This window comes from Flavobacterium sp. (genome assembly GCF_027484705.1).
Classification (GTDB): Bacteria; Bacteroidota; Bacteroidia; order Flavobacteriales; family Flavobacteriaceae; genus Flavobacterium.
Map to the genome: position 1 here is coordinate 19,392 of NZ_JAIXSL010000002.1, position 24,366 is coordinate 43,757.

General features: G+C 40.6%; 20 protein-coding genes. 15 read left to right on the forward strand and 5 right to left on the reverse strand.

The genetic code is table 11. The features are described 5' to 3' along the window. The first annotated feature begins 18 nt into the window (after window positions 1-18). The 3 genes from Q0058_RS00205 to Q0058_RS00215 all read left to right on the forward strand — a co-directional run bounded on the left by Q0058_RS00205 (window position 19) and on the right by Q0058_RS00215 (window position 5,995). Entirely contained in the window at window positions 19-825 is an 807-nt protein-coding gene (locus Q0058_RS00205) for a hypothetical protein (protein ID WP_298220479.1), read from the forward strand. A gap of 129 nt (window positions 826-954) precedes the next feature. Continuing rightward, window positions 955-5,004, forward strand: a complete 4,050-nt coding sequence (locus Q0058_RS00210; protein ID WP_298220480.1) for a PAS domain S-box protein — start codon at window positions 955-957, stop codon at window positions 5,002-5,004. Window positions 5,005-5,146: 142 nt separating this feature from the next. Beyond that, window positions 5,147-5,995: a neutral zinc metallopeptidase gene (locus tag Q0058_RS00215; RefSeq protein WP_298220481.1), complete on the forward strand. Its 849-nt coding sequence runs from the start codon at window positions 5,147-5,149 to the stop codon at window positions 5,993-5,995. Window positions 5,996-6,165: 170 nt separating this feature from the next. On the opposite strand, the gene Q0058_RS00220 is transcribed toward Q0058_RS00215, so the two are convergent. Then, complete coding sequence (locus Q0058_RS00220) at window positions 6,166-7,218, reverse strand: RluA family pseudouridine synthase (RefSeq protein WP_298220483.1); 1,053 nt, start codon at window positions 7,216-7,218, stop codon at window positions 6,166-6,168. Further along, window positions 7,208-7,825: a PASTA domain-containing protein gene (locus Q0058_RS00225; protein ID WP_298220485.1), complete on the reverse strand. Its 618-nt coding sequence runs from the start codon at window positions 7,823-7,825 to the stop codon at window positions 7,208-7,210. Before Q0058_RS00225 ends, Q0058_RS00220 begins: the two co-directional genes overlap by 11 nt. Before the next feature lie 189 nt (window positions 7,826-8,014). Between Q0058_RS00225 and Q0058_RS00230 the strand changes: the two genes are divergently transcribed. The 3 genes from Q0058_RS00230 (at window position 8,015) to coaD (ending at window position 9,993) form a co-directional block, all read left to right on the forward strand. Next, window positions 8,015-8,989 carry a D-alanine--D-alanine ligase gene (locus Q0058_RS00230; RefSeq protein ID WP_298220487.1) on the forward strand — a complete coding sequence of 325 codons (975 nt, stop codon included), beginning with the start codon at window positions 8,015-8,017 and terminating at the stop codon, window positions 8,987-8,989. Between the two features lies 1 nt (window position 8,990). Next, window positions 8,991-9,329 carry a zinc-ribbon domain-containing protein gene (locus tag Q0058_RS00235; RefSeq protein ID WP_298220489.1) on the forward strand — a complete coding sequence of 113 codons (339 nt, stop codon included), beginning with the start codon at window positions 8,991-8,993 and terminating at the stop codon, window positions 9,327-9,329. A 208-nt stretch (window positions 9,330-9,537) separates the two neighbouring features. Next, window positions 9,538-9,993 carry a pantetheine-phosphate adenylyltransferase gene (gene coaD, locus Q0058_RS00240; protein ID WP_298220491.1) on the forward strand — a complete coding sequence of 152 codons (456 nt, stop codon included), beginning with the start codon at window positions 9,538-9,540 and terminating at the stop codon, window positions 9,991-9,993. Between the two features lie 153 nt (window positions 9,994-10,146). Here coaD and Q0058_RS00245 read toward each other — a convergent pair whose 3' ends face one another. After that, a complete protein-coding gene (locus tag Q0058_RS00245; RefSeq protein ID WP_298220493.1) occupies window positions 10,147-11,490 on the reverse strand; it encodes a DEAD/DEAH box helicase in 1,344 nt (447 codons plus the stop codon). Window positions 11,491-11,538: 48 nt separating this feature from the next. Then, a complete protein-coding gene (locus Q0058_RS00250; RefSeq protein WP_298220494.1) occupies window positions 11,539-12,141 on the reverse strand; it encodes an NUDIX domain-containing protein in 603 nt (200 codons plus the stop codon). A gap of 8 nt (window positions 12,142-12,149) precedes the next feature. On the opposite strand from Q0058_RS00250, the gene pyrE reads away from it, so the two are divergent. The 6 genes from pyrE (at window position 12,150) to Q0058_RS00280 (ending at window position 20,518) form a co-directional block, all read left to right on the forward strand. Then, window positions 12,150-12,797, forward strand: a complete 648-nt coding sequence (pyrE, locus tag Q0058_RS00255; protein ID WP_298220496.1) for an orotate phosphoribosyltransferase — start codon at window positions 12,150-12,152, stop codon at window positions 12,795-12,797. Between the two features lie 73 nt (window positions 12,798-12,870). Continuing rightward, window positions 12,871-13,263, forward strand: a complete 393-nt coding sequence (locus Q0058_RS00260; protein ID WP_298220498.1) for an SRPBCC family protein — start codon at window positions 12,871-12,873, stop codon at window positions 13,261-13,263. Between the two features lie 235 nt (window positions 13,264-13,498). Further along, window positions 13,499-15,913, forward strand: coding sequence for an ATP-binding cassette domain-containing protein (locus Q0058_RS00265; protein WP_298220500.1), 2,415 nt, complete (start codon window positions 13,499-13,501; stop codon window positions 15,911-15,913). Then, a complete protein-coding gene (locus tag Q0058_RS00270) occupies window positions 15,867-17,096 on the forward strand; it encodes an HlyD family efflux transporter periplasmic adaptor subunit (protein ID WP_298220502.1) in 1,230 nt (409 codons plus the stop codon). The genes Q0058_RS00265 and Q0058_RS00270 overlap by 47 nt, the downstream gene beginning before the upstream one ends. 5 nt (window positions 17,097-17,101) lie before the next feature. Further along, on the forward strand, window positions 17,102-18,433 hold the full coding sequence (locus Q0058_RS00275) for a TolC family protein (protein ID WP_298220504.1): 1,332 nt from the start codon (window positions 17,102-17,104) through the stop codon (window positions 18,431-18,433). Window positions 18,434-18,508: 75 nt separating this feature from the next. Continuing rightward, complete coding sequence (locus tag Q0058_RS00280) at window positions 18,509-20,518, forward strand: O-antigen ligase family protein (RefSeq protein ID WP_298220506.1); 2,010 nt, start codon at window positions 18,509-18,511, stop codon at window positions 20,516-20,518. Here Q0058_RS00280 and Q0058_RS00285 read toward each other — a convergent pair. Then, on the reverse strand, window positions 20,515-21,243 hold the full coding sequence (locus Q0058_RS00285) for a biotin--[acetyl-CoA-carboxylase] ligase (RefSeq protein WP_298220508.1): 729 nt from the start codon (window positions 21,241-21,243) through the stop codon (window positions 20,515-20,517). The genes Q0058_RS00280 and Q0058_RS00285 overlap by 4 nt on opposite strands. A 93-nt stretch (window positions 21,244-21,336) precedes the next feature. Between Q0058_RS00285 and rsfS the strand changes: the two genes are divergently transcribed. The 3 genes from rsfS to Q0058_RS00300 all read left to right on the forward strand — a co-directional run bounded on the left by rsfS (window position 21,337) and on the right by Q0058_RS00300 (window position 24,366). Next, on the forward strand, window positions 21,337-21,708 hold the full coding sequence (gene rsfS / locus Q0058_RS00290) for a ribosome silencing factor (protein WP_298220510.1): 372 nt from the start codon (window positions 21,337-21,339) through the stop codon (window positions 21,706-21,708). A 10-nt stretch (window positions 21,709-21,718) separates the two neighbouring features. Further along, a complete protein-coding gene (gene ftsH, locus Q0058_RS00295; protein WP_298220512.1) occupies window positions 21,719-23,650 on the forward strand; it encodes an ATP-dependent zinc metalloprotease FtsH in 1,932 nt (643 codons plus the stop codon). Between the two features lie 113 nt (window positions 23,651-23,763). Next, window positions 23,764-24,366, forward strand: coding sequence for a lactate utilization protein B/C (locus Q0058_RS00300; RefSeq protein ID WP_298220514.1), 603 nt, complete (start codon window positions 23,764-23,766; stop codon window positions 24,364-24,366).

Below are 24,366 nucleotides of genomic sequence, written 5' to 3' on the forward strand. Positions count from 1 at the left end.
ATATCACAAAAAATAGCCATGCGAAACACAAAACAAAACATTGAGGATATTAAAGCCAACGGATACAACATTGACTTCGGAACGGTTTTCAACAATGCTTTCGAGAACTACAAAAAAATAGCGCTTCAAGGCGGTGTAGCGGTATTAATCATTGTAATTTTAATGTGTATTCTGTGTGGTTTGATTGCTGTAGGTGCGGTTGGTATGGCGCTCACGACCAATTCGTTGTCGCAATTTAGAGTCGAAAACTTATCCATCATGTGGTTGGTTCCTTACATCATCGTCATCATTCTGGTAACTGCCATCGCAAGTCCAATCAATGCCGGACTCATCAAAATGGCAAAATGTGCGGCCAAAGCAGAAGCTTTTTCGGTCGGAACTGCTTTTGATTATTACCGTGGCAGTTATTTCAAAGAAATTGTCATGGCGGCAATCATCATATCGCTTTTTTCCAGTATGTTTTCTGTCGGTCTACAATGGCTCGGGTTTCAGTTGCTGGGCTTCGTGCTCAGTTTGTCGGTATCAGTGCTGACGTTTCTGACCATACCGTTGATTATTTTTGGGAATCTAAAAGCCATGGAAGCCATTGAAGGCAGCATTATCATCGTTTCTAAACAGTTTTTCATTTTGTTGGCGCTGATGATTGTTTCCGCTTTCTTTATGATGCTCGGGCTTTTCGGTTTTTGTATCGGAATTTTCTTTACGGTTCCATTTATGTATTCGATGTACTATAGCGTTTATACCGAAATCATGGGCGATGAAACTCCTGCAACCTTATCGGAAGAACTGGCTTCAGAAGAAAATCAATCGGAGTTTAATGAATAAAACCCAACCAGATTTCATTAAAATTAAATCCATAAAATTGACAATTTAATCCCGTTCATATCATTTTTTTTTATATTTTTCTAATCCGAAGACAGCACAATAAAACACAACTGAAAGTACCCTCAAATAATGCGATTCAAACCCTTTGGCGTCAGCAATTTCTCTGATTTGATTTCATTATATCAAACATCATTCAACGCCAATTACCCATCTGGTCAGGATTTTAGAATATCAGATTTCGTATCCAACAACGCCAATGTCCTTTGGGTGATTCTCCCGCTGCTGTTTCTTTTGGTGGGTTTTCTGGTTTTCAATTTCTTTAAAATCAACAACCATTTTCAGCATAAGGATGCCGGAAATTATATGCAGCTCGATTCTTTCGACAAGGAATACCAACTCTATTTTCTGTTTCTGGGAATACTGTTGCCCATTTTTGAAATCATTTTTGAAATTTATTCCGTCAGACACAAAAGCATGCTGCTGCAGAGTTGCATCATTGGTTTTGTACTGATCGCTCTGTATTTCCTGACAAAAAAGAACAAATTCTTTAACCGATACAACCACGCGACTTTCATTAGTTTTTTTCTGTTATACTATACGTTTATAGCACGCAACATGGTGTTGCATCAATATGACATCATTCCTTTGATCGGTTTTGTGGTGGGATTTTTCTTTTCTTTTCAGGTATTGAAGCCCATCAAAATTTATTGGATTTTCGTCAGCCTGGTCATCACTTTTCTATGCGTGGCAATCCAGCAGGAATGGATGCCGTTGCAACTGCTGCTGATTTTGCTGAATTATTGTTTCATGATGATGTTCATCCATTACATTCAGCATATTACCTATCTCAATACGCAGGATAAATTCCGCTTTACCAACGAAATCGTCAATAAGGGAAATTCGCTCACGATCGCCACCAACAAAAAAGGCGAAGTTTCTTTTTGCAGCGAATCGGTCCTCGATATTTTGGGATATACCCCACAGGAAATGCTCGGTTTTGGTTTCTGGATTCTTACCGAAGACCCTGATTTTATTGGCGAGGATTATCATGAAGAATACATCGACAACCGCCTGCACATCCGAAAACTCAAATGCAAGAACGGCGAATACAAATACATTCAGTGGAAAGACAAACAGTTCAACGACGATTTGGTTATCGGAATCGGACAGGATGTCACGGAACAAGTTCAAGTCAAAGACCAATACAAAAACCTCGTGCAATCGGCCAATGACATCATCTTTGAAACGGACGTTGAGGGACATTTTACTTTCATCAACGAGTTTTGCGAAAAGACCTTGGGGTTCAGTTCCAAAGAATTCATTCACCGTCATTTCAGCGAATTCGTCAGACCCGATTATATCGAATCCGTGACGCAATCGATTTTGAAAGCTGATTTCCAGAACAATGACAATGAAATCATAGAATTTCCCGGTTTCAAAAAAAATGGCGAGGAATTCTGGGTTTCCCAAAAGGTAACGCCCAAAAAAGACAGTGCCGGAAAAATCATAGGCTATTCGGCCATTGCCAGAGACATCACCGCGCTCAAAAGCATTGAAAGCAACAAGCGCATCAGTCAGGAGAAAATCCAGCGGTTCAACGATACGCTCAAGAAATTTATGGCCAAAAGCTATTCAGGTCAGGAAAGTTTCGACAGCATTCTCAGGGAAATTCTGGAAGTCGCATCCAAAACCCTGGACATCCATCGGGCAAGTTTCTGGAATTATTTCCCCGATAAAATCAAATGCCTGAACCTGTATGAAGTCGAAAAACACAAATTCGAAAAAGGATTTGTACTGACCAGAAATGACTATCCGACTTACTTCGCAACCATCGAAAACGAAATGCAGATCATTGCGAGCGATGTGTATTCGAATCCGATCACCAAAGAACTTTGTCAGGATTATGTCCAGAAACACAAGATCAATTCATTACTCGATACGCCGATTTTCATCAACGGCGAACTGCATGGCATTCTTTGTTTTGAATCCGTCAGCAAAATAAAAAACTGGGACAATGAAGATGTTTCTTTCGCGCGTTCGGTGAGCGATCTTATTGTGGTGGCGCTCGAATCGCAATTGCGGTTGGAAGTCGAAAAGAAGCTGGTTTACAAAAGCGAATTGCTTTCGGCCATGCTGAAGTTTACCGACAAATTCATCAACACCAAGGAAAAAATACAAATCTTTCAGGAAGCCTTTCCCATCATAGGAAACGTGACCAATGTAGACCATCTTTATTATTATGAAAATGAAGCAGACACCAATTTGTTTCGCCAAAAATACAAATGGGGCAAGGAAAACGTGGTACTTCAAATCACGCCATTGAGGTATTTCAGTCATGATGATTTTCATGAAATCGTAAGCAAAGCAAAAGAACGCAAAATATTTAAAACCCATACACGAAAACTCGAAGAAGGTGTTCTGAAAAAACTGTTGATGGACAACGAAATCAAATCGGTGCTCATTTTTCCGATTTTTGTCAAGGATCGTTTTACGGGTTTCATCGGTCTTGATGTGGTTGATGCAGAAAGAACCTGGTCTGATGATGAAGTGAATATGTTGCAGATTCTGTCGACCAACATCACTTCGGCCATCGAACGTCTCGACAGTGAAAATGAGATCCAGCAAAGCGAAGAGAAATTCCGTTTGCTGGCCAACAACATTCCGGGAACCGTTTACCTTTCCAAATATGATGAAAAATGGTCGAAAATTTACCTTAACGATGAGATTGAAAACCTCACAGGCTATCCAAAATCCGACTTTTTAGAAAACAAAAGATACTACATCGATTTGGTGCATCCCGATGACATCACAGAATTTACGACCGTCGCGCGAAAATTGTTCAGTGAAAAGAAAAAAATGCATACGACCTACCGAATCATCCACCAAAAAGGGCATTTGGTTTGGGTAGAAGAATTTGGGGAACCGATTATCAAAGACGGTGAGATTGAATTTGTTGGCGGAATCTTCATCGACATCACCGAAAGAAAACTGGCCGAAAATATCCTCAAAGAAAAAGAAATCGCCGAAGCCGCAAGCAAAGCCAAATCAGAATTTTTGGCCAATATGAGCCATGAAATCCGCACGCCGCTCAACGGCATCATTGGGTTTACCGATTTGTTGATGAATACCAAACTTGAAGCGTTCCAGAAGCAATACATGGACACGATCAACCAGTCGGCGAATTTATTGATGGAAGTCATCAGCAACATTCTCGATTTCTCTAAAATCGAATCCGGAAAACTCGAACTCAACATCGAAAAATACAACATCATTGCGCTTTCACATCAGGTCATCGAACTCATCAAATACGAATCGAACCTCAAAAACATCGAACTCATTCTCGATATCGACGAGGAAGTGCCACAGTTCATTTGTGTCGATTACATTCGTTTGAAACAAGTACTGATCAACCTGCTGAGCAACGCCGTCAAATTTACCGAGAAAGGAAAAATCGAATTTCAAATCCATGTCATCAAGAAAAATGAACAAAAAGCGATGATCCGATTTTCTGTTAAAGACACCGGAATCGGGATTAAGAAAAGCAACCAGGAAAAAATATTCGAGGCTTTTTCGCAGGAAGATACCTCAACGACGAAGAAATTTGGCGGCACCGGTTTGGGATTATCGATCTCGAACCAACTGCTGAACCTTATGGAAAGCCATTTGCAACTCATCAGCAGGTATGGCGAAGGCAGCGAGTTTTTCTTTGATGTCGAATTACCGATTGCTACTGATAAAGAATCCAAAGACTTAGTAAAACCAACATCAGAAACCAAAGAGAAAAGTGTCTATGCCAATAATGTGGGAACCAAAGCCACGGTTTTAATTGCTGAGGACAACAAAATCAATATGCTGCTCGCCAAAACACTCATCAAACAAATCCTGCCGAATGTTTGCATTATTGAAGCCGTTGATGGTCAGGACGCCGTGGGCAAATTTCAGCAACACGATATCGATATGATCTTTATGGACGTGCAGATGCCGATTATGAACGGTTATGTGGCCACACAAAAAATACGCGAAATACAAAACCAACATATTCCTATCATTGCCCTGACAGCGGGAACTGTGGTTGGCGAGCGCGAAAAATGTCTTGAAGTCGGCATGGATGATTACGCCTCAAAACCGATTATCAAAGACACTCTTGAACTCATTATTGCCAAATGGATAAAAGTCTAATGACCACATAGAGACATAGAAAATAGGACATCGATAAAAATAAGGTGTCTATCCTAAACAAAGTTTCTTTTAAATTTTAAGAAATCTATGATTCTATGTGGTGAAAAAAATATAATTTCAACTAACATATAAAACCAACATCATGAAATGGATCGGCAGAAGACAAAGCGATAACATGGAAGACCGCCGCGGTGTCTCGGGCGGCAAAGTAGCCCTCGGAGGCGGATTGATCGGAATCATTATTTTACTCATCAACGTATTCGGAGGTGAAAGTGCTCAGCAGATTGCGCCGGTTCTGGAACAGCTGCAACAAGGCCAGACCACCGAACAAACGACTCAGGAATTATCACCAGCCGATAAGGAAATGGGCGAATTCTGCGCTACGATTCTAGCCGATACCGAAGACGTCTGGAAAAAAGTATTTGAGGAAAACGGTCTCACTTACGAAAACCCAAAAATGGTTTTGTTTACCAGTAATGTAAACACAGGCTGCGGTTCGGCAACTTCGGCTTCAGGGCCATTCTATTGCCCTGCCGATAAAAAAGTCTATATGGATCTGGCGTTTTTCGAAGAACTCAAATCGCGCTTTGGTGCTGAAGGCGGCGACTTTGCGATTGCTTATGTGATTGCACATGAAGTTGGCCATCACGTGCAGAATCTACTCGGAATTTCAACAAGAATGCGCCAAATGCAACAAGGGAAATCTGAAGCCGAAGCCAACAAACTATCCGTAGATTTAGAACTTCAAGCCGATTTCTACGCCGGATTGTGGACGCATTACAACCAGCAGATCAACCAAATGTTAGAACCCGGCGATATTGAAGAAGCTTTGAGCGCCGCTAATGCCGTGGGCGACGACGCGATCCAGAGTAAAATGCAAGGGCATGTGGAACCTGACAGCTTCACGCATGGAACTTCCGAGCAGCGTATGTATTGGTTTAATCGCGGATTTAAATCGGGCGATATTAAGCAAGGGGATACTTTTAAATAGGACACGCTGCGCTTAGGACTGTATGACTCGCTGCGCTTCGGACACGCTTCGCTTTAGACAGTATAGATATTTACATTTGGATAAAAATCAATCATCAAACTTTAAGTATATGGAAAATTAACCTCAACCGTCCTATAGTCTTGAGCGAAGCGTGTCTTGAGCAAAGCGTGTCAAAATTCTATTCCCTCCTCCTCGCCCGCCGCATTCGATTTCGCATAGCCGCGCCATTTCTCAATGAGTTCCTTCATATCCTCAGGAAGTTCCGTATCAAATCGCATCATTTCGCCAGTCGTCGGATGTACAAAACCTAATGTTTTCGCATGCAAAGCCTGACGTGGAAGAATCTTGAAGCAGTTGTCGATGAATTGTTTGTATTTCGTAAACGTAGTGCCTTTCAAAATCAAATGACCACCATAACGCTCGTCGTTGAACAACGGATGCCCGATGTGTTTCATATGCACGCGGATTTGGTGCGTACGACCGGTTTCCAAAACACACGAAACCATCGTCACATAACCGAAACGTTCTAACACTTTATAATGCGTCACTGCGGGTTTCCCGATTTCAGGATCAGCGAAAACAGCCATCTGCATGCGGTCTTTGACGTGGCGCGCGATGTTGCCTTCAATCGTTCCCTCATCTTCTTTTAGGTTGCCCCAAACGATCGCGACATATTCGCGTTCGGAAGTCTTGGCTTCAAATTGTTTGGCGAGATGCGTCATCGCAGCTTCAGTTTTGGCGATCACCAAAAGTCCCGAAGTGTCTTTATCGATGCGGTGCACCAAGCCAGGACGCTCGCTACTGTTCATGGGTAAGTTCTGGAAATGGTACGCCAACGCATTGACCAAAGTACCGGTATAATTGCCGTGACCAGGATGCACGACCAAGCCCGGCGGTTTGTTGATGAGCAATAAAGCATCATCTTCATAAACGATATCGAGTGGAATATTTTCAGGATCCACGCGGTTCTCAAACGGCGGATGCGCCAAAAGAATGCGCACCACATCAAGCGGTTTGACTTTATAATTCGATTTTACGGGAACATCGTTCACATAAATATCACCGCTGGTCGCAGCCTGCTGGATTTTATTTCGCGTCGCATTCGGAATGAAATGCATCAGAAACTTATCGATGCGCAACAAATCCTGACCTTTCGGCACTTCCACGCGGAAATGTTCGTATAATTCGTCTTCTAATTCGGGGCTGTCTTCGTTAGTTTGCATTGACTGGAATTTCTTCTTGTGTTGCTGGAATCGTATCCAATTCTGTGTCATCAAAACCTACTTTTCCGTCGCCTAAGACCAAATCAATTTTGGAAGATTTGAAAACTTTGTCGCCCGGATTGAGCTTTTTGCCATTCCAATGCATTTCAAGAACCATGTCTTTTCCTAAATAAGGTTTGTAAGTAATCGTGCCTTCCTCAAGGCCAAGTGATTTTAAAGTCGGAACGGCTTGTCTGTAGGTTTTCTCAATCAGATTAGGAATCTTCACCATCGTAAAACCTGACGAATTGATCTTGATATAAATCTTACGGTTTTTCTTCACTTTCGAACCTGCAATCGGGTCTTGTTCCACCACGCTGTGTTTCGGAAAATCCTTGTTGTAATCTACACTGTCGAGCAAAACGTAATCGAGATCCAGATCATCGAGCTTCTCCTCTACCTGTTGTTCGCTAAGTTTGCGCAAATCGGGGACTGTAATTTCATTGCCGTGATCGGTGGTAAACGTCAGCCAGTGAAAGAACAAATAACTCAAAACGGCAATGATCGAAATCCCGATCAGCACCTGCACCGCAAAAACCCGGCTCTTCAGATAATCCTTTAAACTCATGTCAAATTTTATTTCAGCAAAGATATAAAAATACTAAAGGCTTTGCGTTTGAAAAAAAATGATAATTTTGTTACAGTATATCAGAAGCTAATCCCGCTATCCGCTATATCTTTCATGCCGAACGCCGGCATAAAAGGATGCCGCTACTATCGGGGCTAAAAACGAACCACCTACATAACAACAACCTGCATGAAAAACATTGCGATCATCATGGGCGGCTATTCGAGCGAATTTGAAATCTCGCTCAAAAGCGGCAACGTCGTCTACAAATATCTAGATAAAACCAAGTACCACGGCTTCCGTGTGCATATTTTTAAAGACAAATGGGTTTACGTTGACGACAACAACAACGAGCATCCGATTGACAAAAATGATTTTTCTTTCACCGCCAACGGTACGAAAATCAAATTCCACGCGGTGTTCAATGCGATTCACGGCACGCCCGGAGAAGACGGTTTGATGCAAGCCTACTTCGATTTGATCGGATTGCCGCAAACTTCTTGCGATTATTACCAAGCCGCTCTGACGTTCAACAAACGTGATTTGCTTTCGGTGCTGAAACCTTACGGCATCAAATGCGCCGAATCGTTCTATCTTAACAAAGGCGACCATATTGACACCGCCGCGATTGTAGCCAAAGTCGGATTGCCTTGTTTTGTGAAACCCAACAAATCAGGTTCGAGCTTCGGAATTTCGAAAGTCAAAACCGAAAACGAATTGCCCATCGCGATTGAAGTCGCCTACAAAGAAGACAACGAAATCATCATCGAAAGTTTCCTCGACGGCACTGAAGTTTCCGTCGGCGTCATCAATTACCAAGGAAAAGTTACCGTGTTGCCGATCACAGAAATCGTTTCCGACAATGATTTCTTCGATTATGAAGCCAAATATTTGGGCAAATCGCAGGAAATTACGCCAGCGAGAATTTCACCTGAAATCACAGAAAAAGTCAACGCCGTAGCCAAACGCGCTTATGAGATTTTAAAGATGAAAGGCTTTTCGAGAAGCGAATTCATTCTCGTCAATGGCGAACCTTATATGTTGGAAATGAATACGATTCCAGGATTAACGACTGAAAGCTTAATTCCGCAACAGGCAAAAGCTGCCGGGATTTCTTTAGAAGATTTATTCACGAATGCGATTGAGCTGGCGCTCGCAAAATAATATGGTAATCGGTTATTTTCTTGGCACTGGCGGAATGAAACTCAAAGAAGGAAGGGTTCAAGATATCATTTGTCCTGAATGCAACAATCATGTTTCCATGAACTACGCCATCGAAGGAAAATACGTTCATATCTGGTGGATTCCGATTTTTGGTGTCAAGCAAAAGATGTTGGCGACCTGCACCAATTGCCGCACTGTGTATCAAACCGATGGATTCAGGGAAAACATCAAGGTAAAATTCGACCTCGAAAAGAAAAATAATCCGACCCGCACGCCGATATGGTTTTTCACTGGAAGTATTATCATCGCGGGTTTAGTGGCTTACGGAATATTATGCTGACCGAAACTTTACAGTTTTAAAATAAAGCTGACTTTGTCTTGGTTTACGAAAAGCCCTAGCCCTGATCGCAGCGAGCATCCTTTTGTGCTGGCGTTCAGCACAAAAGATAAAGCGAAGAGCAGGAACCAGCTCCTAAAAAAGTAACTGCTCTGCAATTTCAAAAAAAAACTCAGTAACTTAGCCACGCGCAACCCAGCAACCCTAAAAAATGAGAAAAGCCATCTTCCCCGGTTCCTTCGACCCGATTACGCTCGGGCATTACGACATCATCAAAAGAAGCATTCCGCTGTTTGACGAGATTGTCGTGGCGATTGGAATCAACGCTGAAAAAAAATATATGTTCACGCTTGAGGAGCGAAAAAAATTCATCGAAGAAGCGTTTGCCGACGAACCGACCGTTTCCGTGGTGACTTATAAAGGTTTGACGATTGATCTGTGTAAAAAACTCAAAGCAGATTTTATCTTGCGTGGCTTGCGCAATCCCGCCGATTTCGAGTTTGAAAAAGCGATTGCTCACACGAACAGAAGGTTGTCTAAAATAGAAACGGTGTTCTTGCTGACTGCGGCCAAAACGTCTTACATCAGTTCGAGCATTGTGCGCGATGTGATTCGAAATGGCGGTGAATATGAGATGTTGGTACCGGATGCGGTTCGGGTGAAATAGATTTTTAGACACGCTGCGCTTTAGACACGGCTGCGCCTTTGGACACGCCTACGGCTTTGGATTTTTGGACAAAAAAACTCAATATAAAAAAGCGACTTCAAACTGAAGTCGCTTTTTTTCTAGAGCGAAGCGTGTCCAAAGGTGCAGCTGTGTCTAATTGTCCTCTTTCTTAACGACTTTTCGAGCAACTTCAATCTTAAACTTCTTTCCTTTCATTTTTTCATCACGGATCAGGCGCAGTAAATCCTTTACTTTTGCCGTTTTCACTGCGGCGAATGAAATAAAATCCTTGACTTCTATCAGGCCTAAATCGCCTTTTTCGAGTTTCCCTTTTTGCGAAAAGAAACCGACAATATCGATTTTGTTGAGTTTGTTTTTCTTGCCGCCGCTGATGTAGATGGTTTGAAATTCTGGCGGTTTTGGCAGTTTGATGTTACTATCGACCAATAATACTTTCATACCGTAATCGATGTAATCTAATTTTTTCTCACTTTCATGCGTGATGATGTACGCCGTCCCTGAAGCTAGCATTCGCGCGGTTCTTCCGTTACGGTGCGTGAATTCGTCTTCTTTCGAGGGCAGATGATAATGAATCACGTGTTTCATTTCGGGAATATCCAAGCCTCGTGCAGCCAAATCGGTGGTCACGAGATAACTCACGCTCCCGTTGCGGAACTGGATTAAGGCGCGTTCGCGTTCGTCCTGATCCATACCGCCGTGATAATAAGTCGCGTAAATTCCTTTTTCGTTTAATGTGTCGCTGATGCGTTCTGCGGCATCGCGGTGGTTGCAGAAAATCAATGCCGATTCTGATTTCAAAGAACAGATTAAATGAAACAGGCTGTTGATTTTATCTTTCTCTTTCGAGACGACCATTTTGAGCGAAAGATTCGTTTTTTCTTCTTCACCTGGAATAAAATCCAGAATCGTCGGATGAATGACGCGCGTGTATTTCGGGATTTCGATATCGGAAGTTGCGGAAACCAGAATACGTTTGTTGAGTTTGGTCAATCGGTTGATGATGAACGACATTTCTTCATGAAAGCCCAGTTGCAAAGATTTGTCGAATTCATCAAGAATCAACGTTTGAATATTTTCCGTTTTAAAAGTGCCGCGGTCAAGATGGTCGGCGATTCTTCCGGGCGTTCCTATCAAAACCGCTGGTGGATTGCTCAAATTCTTGATTTCTGTTTCGATCGAATGCCCGCCGTAACAAACATTGACTTTATAATCGGTGCCCATTTTTTTCCAGACTTGCTCAATTTGCAAACCTAACTCACGTGAAGGTACTAGGATTAAGCATTGCACGTCTTTCACTTCAGGTTCGAGAATTTCAAAAACGGGAAGCAAAAAAGCCAAAGTTTTACCAGAACCTGTAGGCGAAAGCAATAAAACGTTATTGTCGCGCAGTATGGTTTCCTGTGCAGCGACTTGCATTTCGTTAAGGTTTTCAATGCCTAAATTGAGCAGAATATTGTTCGAACGTTGGTTTTTCATGCGGCAAAGGTAAATCTTTCGCCTTAGAGAACGGCAATAAAATAAAGCCTATTGCAGGAGTTTCTCTTCTTCAAACAATAATTTGATGTTCTCGTACGAGTTCAGCAACGCTTCTTTAATCTGTTCGGGATTGAGCCAGGCGACTTTTTCGATGCCTTCTTCGGCCTGACCGATGGGAATTCCTTCATAATCGGATTTCATTTCGTACCAGGTGGTAATCTTGAGTTTATAGATGCCGTTGCGCTTAAATATGTGATACGTTTTTTGGAGTTTTTTGGTGATGGAAAGTTTATTGACGCCGGTTTCTTCTTCCACTTCGCGCATTGCCGTGAGTTTCATCTTTTCTCTTTTTTCCTTGCCGCCTTTGGGCAAATCCCACTTTCCGTTTCTGAAAATAAATAAAACTTCGCCGTTTTTATTGTAAACCAAGCCACCGCCTGCGCGTTGCACCGGAATTTTTTCCTTGAGTTTCTTAAACATCACTTTTTCATCCGGATAATACAAATAACATTTCTTAATTTTGTTATTGAACATCTTGATGACCAGTTGTTTTATATCAGTGCTTTCCAACAAAAATATTTTGAAATCGGTCTCTTTGATGATTTCATTTGTTAAGAAAAAAGGTTTATCGTTGACAAAAACTTTATACATTTGTTGCTATGATTTTTAATAAAGACACCGCCGAAAAAACAGCCGAATTGCTTTTGCAAATAAATGCAATTAAATTGAATCCGAAAAATCCTTTTACATGGGCTTCGGGCTGGAAATCTCCGATTTACTGTGACAATCGACTCACGCTGTCTTTTCCTGCGATAAGAAATTACATCCGTGAGGAATTTTCCAAAAACATCGAGAAACAGTTCGGGAAACCTGATGTCATTGCCGGTGTAGCCACCGGAGCCATCGGAATCGGAATGCTCGTCGCGGAATATATGGGCTTGCCTTTCGTGTATGTGCGCCCAGAACCTAAAAAACACGGCCGTCAAAATCAGGTCGAAGGTTTTCTGCAAAAAGGGCAAAACGTTGTGGTCGTTGAAGATCTGATTAGCACCGGAAATAGCAGTTTGCTTGCCGTTCAAGCCATCAAAGACGCGGGTGCGAATGTAAAAGGCATGGTCGCTATTTTCACTTATGGCTTTGACATCGCCGAGGAGAATTTCAAGAATGCTCATGTAGATTTATACACGCTCAGCAACTACCAACATCTGCTCAATCTGGCAGTGTCCAAAAAATATATTACCGAAGAAGAGCAAATCGCTTTGAAAGATTGGAGTGTCGCTCCGGATTCTTGGGGCATTGAAGTCTAATTTGAATATTCTATCCTACAAAATAAAACATTCAATATTACTATTGAATACAAATAATAATCAAAAAAAAAACATGAACTTAGAAAGCCCAAAAGTAAGCGTAGACCAATCAGCACAACACTTATTCGATTCCTTGACCGATGTGAAGAATTTTGAAAAACTGATGCCCGAAAGCATCGCGAAATTTGAAGTTATCGGTGACGATGCCTTTCTGTTTGGCCTTAAAGGCATGCCCGAAATCAAATTGAAAATGAAAGAGAAAATAGCGCCAAACACCGTTGTATTAGGCGCTGCGAGTGACAAACTTCCGTTTACATTAACCGCCAAAATTGAAGAAGTTGAGGCAAGCAAATCGAATGTTCAGTTGTTTTTTGAAGGCGAATTCAATGCGATGATGGCGATGATGATCAAAGGGCCGATTAGTAAATTTTTAGAGACTTTAGCATTGAATATGAATAAGTTATAACAACTAATTAGCATATCAAATAAAACAAAGCCTTCTACTAAATCGGTAGAAGGCTTTTTATTTCGACGAACAACCCTAAATGCATCTTATTTAGCATTTTATCGAGTTTTCAGGTTAGTTATAGAAGTTTTTAGTCGGTACTATTTATTCTATATAATATTGCTTCAGATTATTTAGTTAACTTTTTAGTAACATATCAGTAATGAAATAATTGGATAAGATAAACCCCAAATCTATGCCAAAAACAGACCAACAACTCAAGAGTAATGATTGCGGAATTAGCGCCATCAAGACTGTCTTCAACATTTACGAGAAAAGTATTTCGCGTAACTACATTGAAGAAAACATTCCGCTGGACCAAAAAGGCTCCAGGCTTACCGATTTAAAAACTTTCTTAGATGCCAACGGTTTCGACGCTACATTTAAACTGTTAGACGTTAATTTCATCGAAGGCAACGAAGCGAACATCAAAGATTTGTTTCCATTCATTTTACCGGTGAAACACAAAAACGGCTCACGCTATATCGTCGTGAACGAACTCAAAGGAAAGAAATTCAAAGTCTACGATCCGAACAAAGGAAGCCAGTATTTCCTGTCGCTACACGAAATCAAAAACAAAGCACTCAGCAACAAAACCGATTGGGATTTTACGCAGACCGAAGACCAGATTTTAGCGATTTGTTCCGAAGATCTCAAAGAATACAAAATCAATATCGGAGAAGCCATCACGGAAAATGGCCACGCTACGGTGTTCAACAAACTGACTTATTTCAAATACCTTAAGGAAAGTTTTGGTTTTAAAGATTTCGAAGCCGAAAAAAGCTTTTTGACAGACTTGTTGAGAAACCAAGAGATTTCAAGTGTTCCTAATAATTTCAAAACGCTCGAACTCGAAAAAGGCAAAATCAAAAACAAAGCGCCACTCATTCTTGTCGTAAAATCAAACGAGGAAAAAGAAGCCGCCGTAAACTATCCTGATGAAACGAAGGGAAGTTTATACTGGCAACTTTTCAAACAATTGGGCGATTACAAGCAGCTTTGGTACATCTATATATTTGCGGCGTTGTTCTCTGCAACAACCGCGCAGATTGCGGTATTCACGAATCAGATTCTGATCGATAACGTATTGCCGACTTATAATCTTAACACGCTGATTTTGTTCGCTGTCGGTTTAGGAATTTACAAAGTTTTCGATTTGTTTACGACACTTTACAAAAACTACGTGAGCATCCACCTTGGCAATGCGCTCGATCGTTATTTCTTGTTCTCTTTCGATGAAAAAATCAACGCTTCGTCATTGGCATACATCCATTCGTATAAAAAAGGCGATTTGATGGAACGTGTCAGCGATTCGATGAAACTCAAAACGTTCTTCATGAAGTTCTTCACCGGAATTCTAGTCGATTTGAGTGTTTCGATTTACTCGCTGTTCATTTTATTCTTTATTGATAAAACGTTGACTTTAATTGTATTGGCCGTCATGATTTTGTTTGTGTTGTGGTTTAAATTCATCACACCGTATCTTAAACAAAACGAAAGGTTGCGTTACATCAGAAAAGCCGATTTTATTTCCAAAATGATGGAAAAAGTCGAAGGCATTCAGGTGATCAAAAGTTTCAAGATCGAACGTTTTCATTCGAATAAAATCTACTCCAGCATCAACGATTATCTGAGAATCCAATTGCGCAACGGTTATGTTGATTTGGTCAATAAAGTGGTTGTAGCACTAATCATCATCTTCTCATCGGTACTGATCATGGTCTTTTTGACGATGTCAGCGATACAAACACAAATCATCACTTTGGGCCAAATCGTAACGTTCATCGCGTTATCTTCTAAAATCTTTTCTTCTTTGAAAGGCATTTTGGACGACAACATGACGCTCCAGGAAAACGAAGTCATCTTAAAAAGATATTTGGATTTTGATGAAGATACTAAAGTCAGAAACCAAAAAGGTATTAAAGATTTTACGATTGATAAGATTGAATTTCAAGGCATCCACTACGGTTATATGCCGAACGAATTTGTGTTGAAAGACATCAACTTAAAAATCAAAAAAGGGGAGAAAATTAAAATTGAAGGACAAAACGGATCGGGGAAATCTACCTTCAGCAAAATTCTAACAACGCTCTACCATCCGGATTCCGGCTCGGTGCTGATCAACAACCGCGACAAGAAATTCTACGATGAAGAGAAAATGCGCGAGAAAATCCTGTTGGTGACCAATGAAGACATTCTCTTCAACGACAGCATCTACAACAACATCGCGCTCGGAAAAAACATCGATCTTTCAGCGATTCTCGACAAAGCGAAAGCGATCAATTTCTATGATTTCATCGCCTCGAAAGAAGACGGACTTGATTTCATCATCAACGAAAACGGTAAAAACCTATCGACCGGACAACGCAAGAAAATCCTGTTGCTTCGTGCCTTATTCGCTGAAACTGAAATCATCATCTTGGACGAAGTATTGTCAGGAATGGATATCGAATCGCGCAACAAAGTCGAAACGCTAATCGACACTGATGGTGACAAAACATTCATCATCATCTCACACGAACCTATAAAAAATATTAACTTCACGAAAAAATATAAAATAACCAATGGAGAACTCTACATTTTACAACACGAGGTCGATCAATTTTATTAAGATTCTTAATAAGATTCTAGTTGCTTTCCTGATTGTTGTAGTGGTGTTGATTTTTGCCTTGAGGTTAAACGATACCGTAAGTTTCAAGGAAGGTCAAATCTACTCAGACACACCGCAACTCAAGATCAACGCGCCCAACGAAGTCAAAGTTTTGAAGGTCGCCGTCAGAGAAGGCCAAGAAGTCAAAAAAGGCGATACGCTTTTCGTACTCGAAAACAAGAAAACGCAGTCCGATTTTAATGTTTTGAATACGGATCTCGAATCGAAAACGCACAAGATCGACATCATCAAGAAACTGATCGCCAACACGGCAGATCGCAAGGCTTCTTTGATGCAGCTGCTCAAAATTCAATCGGGGATTTACAAAACCGACCGCAAGAAAACAGCATTGGAAATTGCCGCTTTGAACAACAAACTCAATTTGTCTTCACAACAAAGTTCGATTCTGACCGATAAATTCAAAACCGATTCGCTGCTGTATGCCAAAGGCGCCATTTCGCGCTATGAAATGACCGATACGAAAAACCGCAACATCGATGACAAAAAATCGCAGGTGGATGTGAAAACGACTTACGGTTCTAAAAATTACGATTTCGAGAATCTTTCGAACAATTACAAACGTTCTAAAAACGATTTGCAGCGCAACATCATTGAAGTCGATAACGAACTGCAAGGCTATCGTCAGGATTTGGTGGAACTCGAAACGCAGATCAAAGACGGGAAATACAACCTCACTTACATCACCGACGAATTGAAGAAAATGGTGATTTTGAGCACGATCGACGGAACAGTTTCAAACCTGTTCAACGCCAAACAAAACCTAGAAATTTTAGCCAAAGGCGATTTACTGGCGATCATCGCGCCCAAAAAAGAAAAGTTCTACGCCAAGGTTACTTTAGATGAAAAGGATTTGGCGTACATCAAAAACGGGCAGGAAATCAACCTCAAACTCGATGCGTATAACTATTACCGCTACGGCGCGATCAAAGGGAAAATCACTTATGTGTCGCCTTCGGATGTGGAGAAAACGTTCTATTGTCTGGCCGATATCAAAAAATACAATCCGAACATCAACCTCAAAGCGGGTTACAAACTCAAAGGAGAAGTGATCATCGAGCGCATGCAACTGTATCAGTACATCATCAAAAAATTGTTCAACAAGATTGACAATAATGTGAATTAATTGGAATGAAAAAACGAATCCTCATACTATTTTTTATTGTTTCGAATGCTGCATTTGCTCAGGATCTGATGTCGTTCAAGGATTGTCTTGAACTAGCATTGAAGGAAAACCTCGAGATGAAATCGGCGCTCAACAGCGAACTTATCGCCAAAACGCAATACCGTTTAAGCTACGGAAAACTAATTCCTAATATTTACGGAACCATAGACAACAAGGATTCTTGGGGCCGGGAAATCGATCCGAATTCGAACCTTTTCGTCAATACCGATATTAAAAATTACGTGGGTTATTTGAATGCTTCGTACAATCTTTTTGCAGGTTTTACGGTTTTGAACTCGATTAAGTTCGCCAAACAGGAATACAAAGTCAACCAGTCGAATGTCAAAAAAGTAGAGAACCAGATTACGATTGATTTGGCCGAAAAATTCATCACGATTTTATATTTGCAGGAAATCATCGCTGCCAATGAAAAACAAATCGAATCGAGCCAGAAACAACTCGAACTCGCACAACTCAAATTCGATTCCGGAACGATTGCTGAAGGTGAAGTGTTTAAAATCAAATCGCAGAAAGCCTCGGAAGAACTGACGCTGATTACGAACCAAAACCATTTGACGGACAATCTTGTAAGCCTCAAACAGCTGATGAACATGCCGCTGGATAAGGAAATCACTTTGATCAAACCGATTTTGCAAATCGATCCTTCGTTAGATATCGAAAGAAACCAGTACGATATCATCAAACAAGCTTTGGAAATCAATCCTTCTCTGGCGATGAGTCAATACCGCGAAAAGAAAGCGCGTGCTGCGTTAGCCTTAGCCAGAGCATCGCGTTATCCGGTGTTGTCTATGCGTGCGCAATACGGTTCGCAATATACTAAAACCAATTATCAGGATCACTCCGAAGATTTGCTTCCGTTTGAAGACCAATTGAGAAACAATGAAGTCAATATTTTGAGGTTGAATTTGATCGTTCCGATCTTTAACCAATTCGACAGCCGTTCTAAAATTAAAACCTCGAAAATCCTTTACAAACAATCTAAAATCGATACTGAAATCAAACGCAACGAACTTTCGAAGGAAGTCTTGAAAGCGATTACCGATACCAAAACATCGTTGAAGAAAAATGAAGCCTCGTCAAAAGCTTTCGAATTCTCAGAAAAAAGTTACCAGGCTGATGCGTTGAAGTTTGAATTGGGGAAAATCAACACCAATGAACTCAACGTCACCAAAGCGAGCTACAACTATTCTCAAGCCCAATTGATTCAGTCAAAATATGAGTTGCTTTATAACAATGCGCTGATTAAATTTTATTTGGGCGAGAAATTTTCTTTGTAATCGCATAATCGCTGCTGAAAAAGAGTGTCATTTTCTTTTTTGTTTATATTTGACTGCAAACAAAAAAGACAAGCAATGAAAGCCACAACAACAGCAAAAGCCTATTTTATTTTTTTATTGTTGTTGCCGTTTGCTTATGTTTCAAGCCTCGTCGATCCGGTTTTGATGCCGCGACAGGTTTACCTTTCCGTGTTTGTACTGCTGAGCGTTTTTCTGTTGCCATCGAACAAAGACAAGCAAAGTTTCATCCCGATTAAAAATCCGTTGTACATAGCCATTGGAAGTTATCTTGCGCTTTCAGTCATCTCAGCTTATACCAACGGTTTTACTTCTGAAAGTCATTACATCCTGTCAAAACAGTTGCTGCTTTTTTCGTTTTTGTTGGTCACCATTCAAGCGCTTTACAATAAAATCATCAGTGTCCATATTTTGATTCAAGGCTGCATTGCGTTTGGAATCATCGCGATTCTTGGCGCCTATTACGATTGGATCGGAAAAACCATCGATGGTGAAAAATTATTCGGCAAGGCGAATCTCGTGAAAAGCTTTTTTGCCAATAAAAACCTGCTGGCTTCCATACTTTTTATGTGTTTCCCGTTTTTTCTGATGGGTTTGAAACAATCGAAAAAAAACAGGTTGGTATCATTGACGTCCATTTTTAGCGCTTTACCAATATTAATTTTATTGGGAACCCGAGCCGTTTTTCTGGCTTTTGCGTTTTTTGGATTGCTGGTTTTGGGTTACTATCTCACTTTCAAATTAGGCATTCGGAAAAGATTTATCGGTTTAGCAAGCATTGCCCTGATGGCACTTGGCGTTTTTACTTATACAAGTTTTTTTGCGCCGAAAACTCAGGAAATTTCCGTTTCTAAAAATAGCACAACACAATATTTTAACCGGATTGTGAGCAACAATACGCTGATTGCGCGAGGGAAATTCTGGAACCATTCGATAGCGATGTGGAAAGAAAAACCGTTGTTGGGCGTAGGTTTGGGAAATTGGCAAGTGCATTTTCCGAAATACGGACTCAACGAGTTTAAGGAATTTACCATCGCCAACGGCACCGAAACTTTGCAACGTCCGCACAATGATTTTCTGAATATTCTGTGTGAAAACGGTATTTTGGGATTGCTCGCTTATGGTTTCATTTTTGGAATTATTTATTTCCAGTTGCTGTTTCTGATTAAAAATGCGAAATCCGACAACGAACGCTGGAACTACATTTACCTGCTAGGCGGAATTACAGGATATTTGGTGATCTCATTTTTCGATTTCCCAATGGAACGCGTCGAACATCAAATCCTGCTGATGGTTTTCTTTGCGGTTACGACGGCAAATTATTACACGCTTAAAGCATCAAATCCTACTTCAAATAAAAACGGAATTTTGCTTGTTTATAGCGTCGCGGTATTTTCATTGTATTCCTTAGTCGTAGCAGCTTTTCGTTTCAAAGGCGAACTCGAAACCGTAAAAATGTACCAGGCAAAAGATGCCGAACAATGGGACGAAACTCTATTCCATGCGAACAGGGCCGAAAATTATTTTTACAAAATCGACCCGACAAGCATCCCAATCGATTGGTATAAAGGCATGGCAAGTTTCAATCGTAGCGAAATTGAGCAAAGCATTGCTTATTTTGAAAACGCTTATGAAATTGCGCCTTATCAGATTCAGGTGATCAACAATCTGGCAACTGCTTACGGGATGCATGGTGAAAGCGATAAAGCGGTAACGTATTATCTGAAGGCGTTGGAAATTTCGGATCAGTTTGAAGAAGCACGATTAAACTTAGCAGCCGTTTATTACAACCAAAAAAAATATGAACTGGCCTTTGATGTGATTGATAAAGTAAACATCACCACCAAAAACAAAAAATTCAAGAAGTATCTCATTCCTATTCTTGAAAAGAAAATCAATAGCATTCTGGTCAAAAATAACGACTTGGCATTATCGAGAAAAGTGGCTGAAAAAATCACCAAAAGCAGTTATCTATACAATTTTTATTTTACTTCCAAACAAGACAATATTTCTTTTGAAGCGGAAGTATTGTCCTTTAAAAATAAAGATCTGAAAACTACGCGTTAAAAAATCATTTTGACTTCTTTGATATCGAAATCCATCGGTGATCCATCTTCGGAAAGGATTTCAAGTTGCCCAGTAGCTGTGATTCCGTTAATCGTTCCCATAAAAATCGATTCATCCGTTTTTTGAAAAGGCATAAGTACATCTTTCTTGAAAAGTAAACTCGTGTATTGATCTTTTAACGTTGCTGATTCCGTTTCCCACGATTCGAGCATCGATTTTAAATGATCGACAATCGAAAACAGCAAAGCTTCTTTGTCGAAAATGGTGTTGGTTTGCAGCGCCAATGAAGAAGCTTGTGGCAGGTTTTCAAAATAGGTTTGGTTGACATTGATGCCAATACCTACAATAGAATCAATCGAATCGTTGCTTTTGAAGCTGTTTTCAATCAAAATCCCGCCAACTTTCTTATCGGCTGACATAATGTCGTTGGGCCATTTGATACTAAGATTTGGTATTTTGAGACTTTCCAAACTGCGGATAACTGCCAGCGCCACGGCAATGTTTAAATTAAAAACATCATTAACATCGGTCAGGAAATCTTTCACCAAGACACTCATTATAAGGTTTTTGCCGATTTCAGAATTCCATACGGCACCCATTTGTCCTTTGCCTTTGGTTTGGTTTTCAGCCGTAACCACCGTAAAATTTTCGGCATTCTTATGACGCGCCAAATCCTTCAGAAAATCATTTGTGGAATCTATGGCATCGAGTTTGACTAAGCGCATCGGCATTATTTGTAAGACGGAATTTAATCTTATGTTAAGGTTCAAAATTAATCACAAAAAATGATAACTTTGCAAACATATATAAAATAATAAATGGCGAAAAAGACAATTAATAATGATGTGTTATTAGCTAATATCATCAAAGGAATTGAAGAAGTAAAAGGAAACGATATTGACATTTTAGATTTAAGAGAAATAGACAATTCCGCATGTGACTATTTCATTATCTGCAACGGAAATTCAAATACTCAGGTTAACGCGATCGTTAACTCCATCCAAAAGACAGTTTCAAAAGCAATCAAGGACAAACCCTGGCACGTGGAAGGCGCTGATAACGCTGAATGGGTGCTGATGGATTATGTCAATATTGTGGTGCATGTGTTCCAGAAACACATCCGCGAATTCTATAACATCGAGAGCCTTTGGGGCGACGCCAAAATCACTACCATAGAAAACAAATATTAAAGCGAAAAAAATGGCCAACGATAACAAACCCAATCCTAATAAAATCAAGGTAAGCCCATACCTTTTATACGCCGGTGTAATCTTACTTTTCGTATTCATAAGTTTTTTTACGGGCGGATCCGGTTTTCAGGAATTAGCCAAAACAAGCTCTTCCAAATTCAACACATATTTGGAGCATGGCGATGTTCAGAAAGTTATTGTTTATAACAAATCTGAGGCTGAAGTCTATTTAACCCCACAAGCTTTAAAACTTCCGATACACAAAGCGGTTGCCAAAGACTTACTCAACAGACCCAATACCAAAGGACCGCATTATGTTTTTGATATCGGAAATGATGAGATTTTCCAGAAGAAATTAGAAACTGCAGTGGCTGAAGGAAAATTGAAAGATTACAACTTCTTACCGAAAAGCAATTGGTCGGAAATTTTGTTGAATTTATTGCCCATCCTGATTATCGTCGGCATCTGGATTTTCATCATGCGCCGTATGAGCAGCAATGCTCCTGGCGGTGGCGGACAGATTTTCAATATCGGAAAATCGAAAGCGAAATTGTTTGATGAGAAGACCGATATCAAAACGACTTTTAAAGATGTTGCCGGATTAGAAGGTGCAAAAGAAGAAATACAGGAAATTGTAGAGTTTCTGAAAAACCCACAAAAATACACCAATTTGGGCGGGAAAATTCCAAAAGGCGCGCTACTAGTTGGGCCTCCGGGAACCGGAAAAACATTACTGGCCAAAGCCGTAGCAGGTGAAGCACAAGTACCGTTTTTCTCGTTGTCTGGTTCTGACTTTGTGGAAATGTTTGTAGGTGTCGGAGCTTCCAGAGTTCGTGACCTGTTCAAACAAGCTAAGGAAAAAGCACCCGCGATTATCTTCATTGATGAAATTGACGCCGTAGGCCGCGCCCGTGGAAAAAGCAATTTCTCAGGCGGTAACGACGAACGTGAAAATACCTTAAACCAGCTTTTGACAGAAATGGATGGTTTCGGAACGAATTCTAATGTCATTGTACTAGCCGCAACCAATAGAGCCGACGTATTGGACAAAGCTTTGATGCGCGCAGGCCGTTTCGACAGACAGATTTTTGTCGATTTACCGGACATCCGCGAACGTAAAGAAATCTTCGAAGTGCATTTGGCACCACTCAAAAAAGTAGAACATTTAGACACTGACTTTTTGGCGAAACAAACGCCCGGATTTTCAGGAGCCGATATCGCCAACGTCTGTAACGAAGCCGCATTGATTGCTGCAAGAAATAATAAAGAAGCAGTAGACAAACAAGATTTCCTTGATGCCGTGGACAGAATCGTCGGTGGACTCGAAAAGAAAAATAAAATCGTCACACCCGACGAAAAGAAAGCGATTGCTATTCACGAAGCCGGTCACGCAACTGTTAGCTGGATGTTAGAACACGCAGCGCCTTTGGTAAAAGTAACAATCGTACCGCGTGGGCAAAGCCTCGGAGCCGCTTGGTATTTACCCGAAGAAAGACTGATCGTTCGTCCGGATCAAATGCTCGATGAAATGTGTGCGACAATGGGCGGAAGAGCTGCTGAAAAAGTAACCTTCAACCGCATTTCTACAGGTGCTTTGAGCGATTTGGAAAAAGTCACCAAACAAGCCCGAGCGATGGTTACGATTTATGGTTTAAATGAAAAAATCGGCAATGTTACTTATTACGATTCTTCAGGTCAAAACGAATACAATTTCTCGAAACCTTATTCGGAAGAAACCGCGATGATTATCGATAAGGAAATTTCAGCCTTGATTGAAAGTCAGTATGAAAGAGCGATTCAAATCCTCGAAGAAAACAAAGACAAACTGAACCAACTTGCTGATATTCTGATAGAAAAAGAAGTGATATTTAAAGATGATTTGGAAGCCATATTTGGAAAACGAAAATTCGATTCGAACCTTCAGGAAGAAATGGATTTGTAATCGGTATTAAAAAGCGAAAATTTTAAAAAATCTTAATTCATTCCTACATTTGAATTAAGATTTTTTTATCTTTGGATGTTTTCAAAAACATTTTAACCACGAGCATAAAGCATATGAGTCTTTTCAGGAAATTTTTTGGTGCGGGTAATGATTCTTCGGATGAGGAAAAGCAAAGTGAGTTCAATACTCAACAAGCGCATTTATCGGCTCCAGCTGATGAAAAGTTCACTTTCAACTTCAAGAAAAACGGTGGTAAATTCCTTTATTGCGAAGATTTGTCCGAAGTCAAAGATCATTTTGAGCACATTCTCGAAGAGAACGATTGGTTTGAATCCGAAGCCGCATGTTTTGAGCCGAAACTTTACAGCATGCTCGATGAAAACAAATTGGTTTACAAAAACTCCACGAACCCAAAATTCCTTTTGGCGAGTTGCGAAAACCTGATTGCTGACGAAGGTTCGATACTATTTTCATCAAACCAAATCAAGCAAAACAAACCTAACGATCTTCCGGTCAATATGGTGATTTTGGCTACCACAAGCCAGATTCTCGAAAGCAAAAGCGACGGACTTCGTGCCATCAAAAAGAAATACGATAAGGATTACCCAACCAATATCACCACGATAAAATATTTCGAAAAAGCCAAAGAAGAAGACTTTTTGCAATATGGAAGTTCCGCAAAAAACCTGTATTTACTTCTTTTAGAAGATCTTTAA

Bases quoted from the DNA above. Each gene is read 5' to 3' on its own strand.
- Q0058_RS00210 (WP_298220480.1), top strand. From the start codon at position 955: ATGCGATTCAAACCCTTTGGCGTCAGCAATTTCTCTGATTTGATTTCA.
- Q0058_RS00285 (WP_298220508.1), bottom strand. From the start codon at position 21,243: ATGCGCTTAGTCAAACTCGATGCCATAGATTCCACAAATGATTTTCTG.
- coaD (WP_298220491.1), top strand. From the start codon at position 9,538: ATGAGAAAAGCCATCTTCCCCGGTTCCTTCGACCCGATTACGCTCGGG.
- Q0058_RS00225 (WP_298220485.1), bottom strand. From the start codon at position 7,825: ATGAGTTTAAAGGATTATCTGAAGAGCCGGGTTTTTGCGGTGCAGGTG.
- Q0058_RS00300 (WP_298220514.1), top strand. From the start codon at position 23,764: ATGAGTCTTTTCAGGAAATTTTTTGGTGCGGGTAATGATTCTTCGGAT.
- pyrE (WP_298220496.1), top strand. From the start codon at position 12,150: ATGATTTTTAATAAAGACACCGCCGAAAAAACAGCCGAATTGCTTTTG.
- Q0058_RS00245 (WP_298220493.1), bottom strand. From the start codon at position 11,490: ATGAAAAACCAACGTTCGAACAATATTCTGCTCAATTTAGGCATTGAA.
- Q0058_RS00250 (WP_298220494.1), bottom strand. From the start codon at position 12,141: ATGTATAAAGTTTTTGTCAACGATAAACCTTTTTTCTTAACAAATGAA.
- Q0058_RS00220 (WP_298220483.1), bottom strand. From the start codon at position 7,218: ATGCAAACTAACGAAGACAGCCCCGAATTAGAAGACGAATTATACGAA.
- Q0058_RS00265 (WP_298220500.1), top strand. From the start codon at position 13,499: ATGCCAAAAACAGACCAACAACTCAAGAGTAATGATTGCGGAATTAGC.
- rsfS (WP_298220510.1), top strand. From the start codon at position 21,337: ATGGCGAAAAAGACAATTAATAATGATGTGTTATTAGCTAATATCATC.
- Q0058_RS00215 (WP_298220481.1), top strand. From the start codon at position 5,147: ATGAAATGGATCGGCAGAAGACAAAGCGATAACATGGAAGACCGCCGC.
- Q0058_RS00230 (WP_298220487.1), top strand. From the start codon at position 8,015: ATGAAAAACATTGCGATCATCATGGGCGGCTATTCGAGCGAATTTGAA.
- Q0058_RS00235 (WP_298220489.1), top strand. From the start codon at position 8,991: ATGGTAATCGGTTATTTTCTTGGCACTGGCGGAATGAAACTCAAAGAA.
- Q0058_RS00260 (WP_298220498.1), top strand. From the start codon at position 12,871: ATGAACTTAGAAAGCCCAAAAGTAAGCGTAGACCAATCAGCACAACAC.
- Q0058_RS00280 (WP_298220506.1), top strand. From the start codon at position 18,509: ATGAAAGCCACAACAACAGCAAAAGCCTATTTTATTTTTTTATTGTTG.
- Q0058_RS00270 (WP_298220502.1), top strand. From the start codon at position 15,867: ATGGAGAACTCTACATTTTACAACACGAGGTCGATCAATTTTATTAAG.
- Q0058_RS00205 (WP_298220479.1), top strand. From the start codon at position 19: ATGCGAAACACAAAACAAAACATTGAGGATATTAAAGCCAACGGATAC.
- Q0058_RS00275 (WP_298220504.1), top strand. From the start codon at position 17,102: ATGAAAAAACGAATCCTCATACTATTTTTTATTGTTTCGAATGCTGCA.
- ftsH (WP_298220512.1), top strand. From the start codon at position 21,719: ATGGCCAACGATAACAAACCCAATCCTAATAAAATCAAGGTAAGCCCA.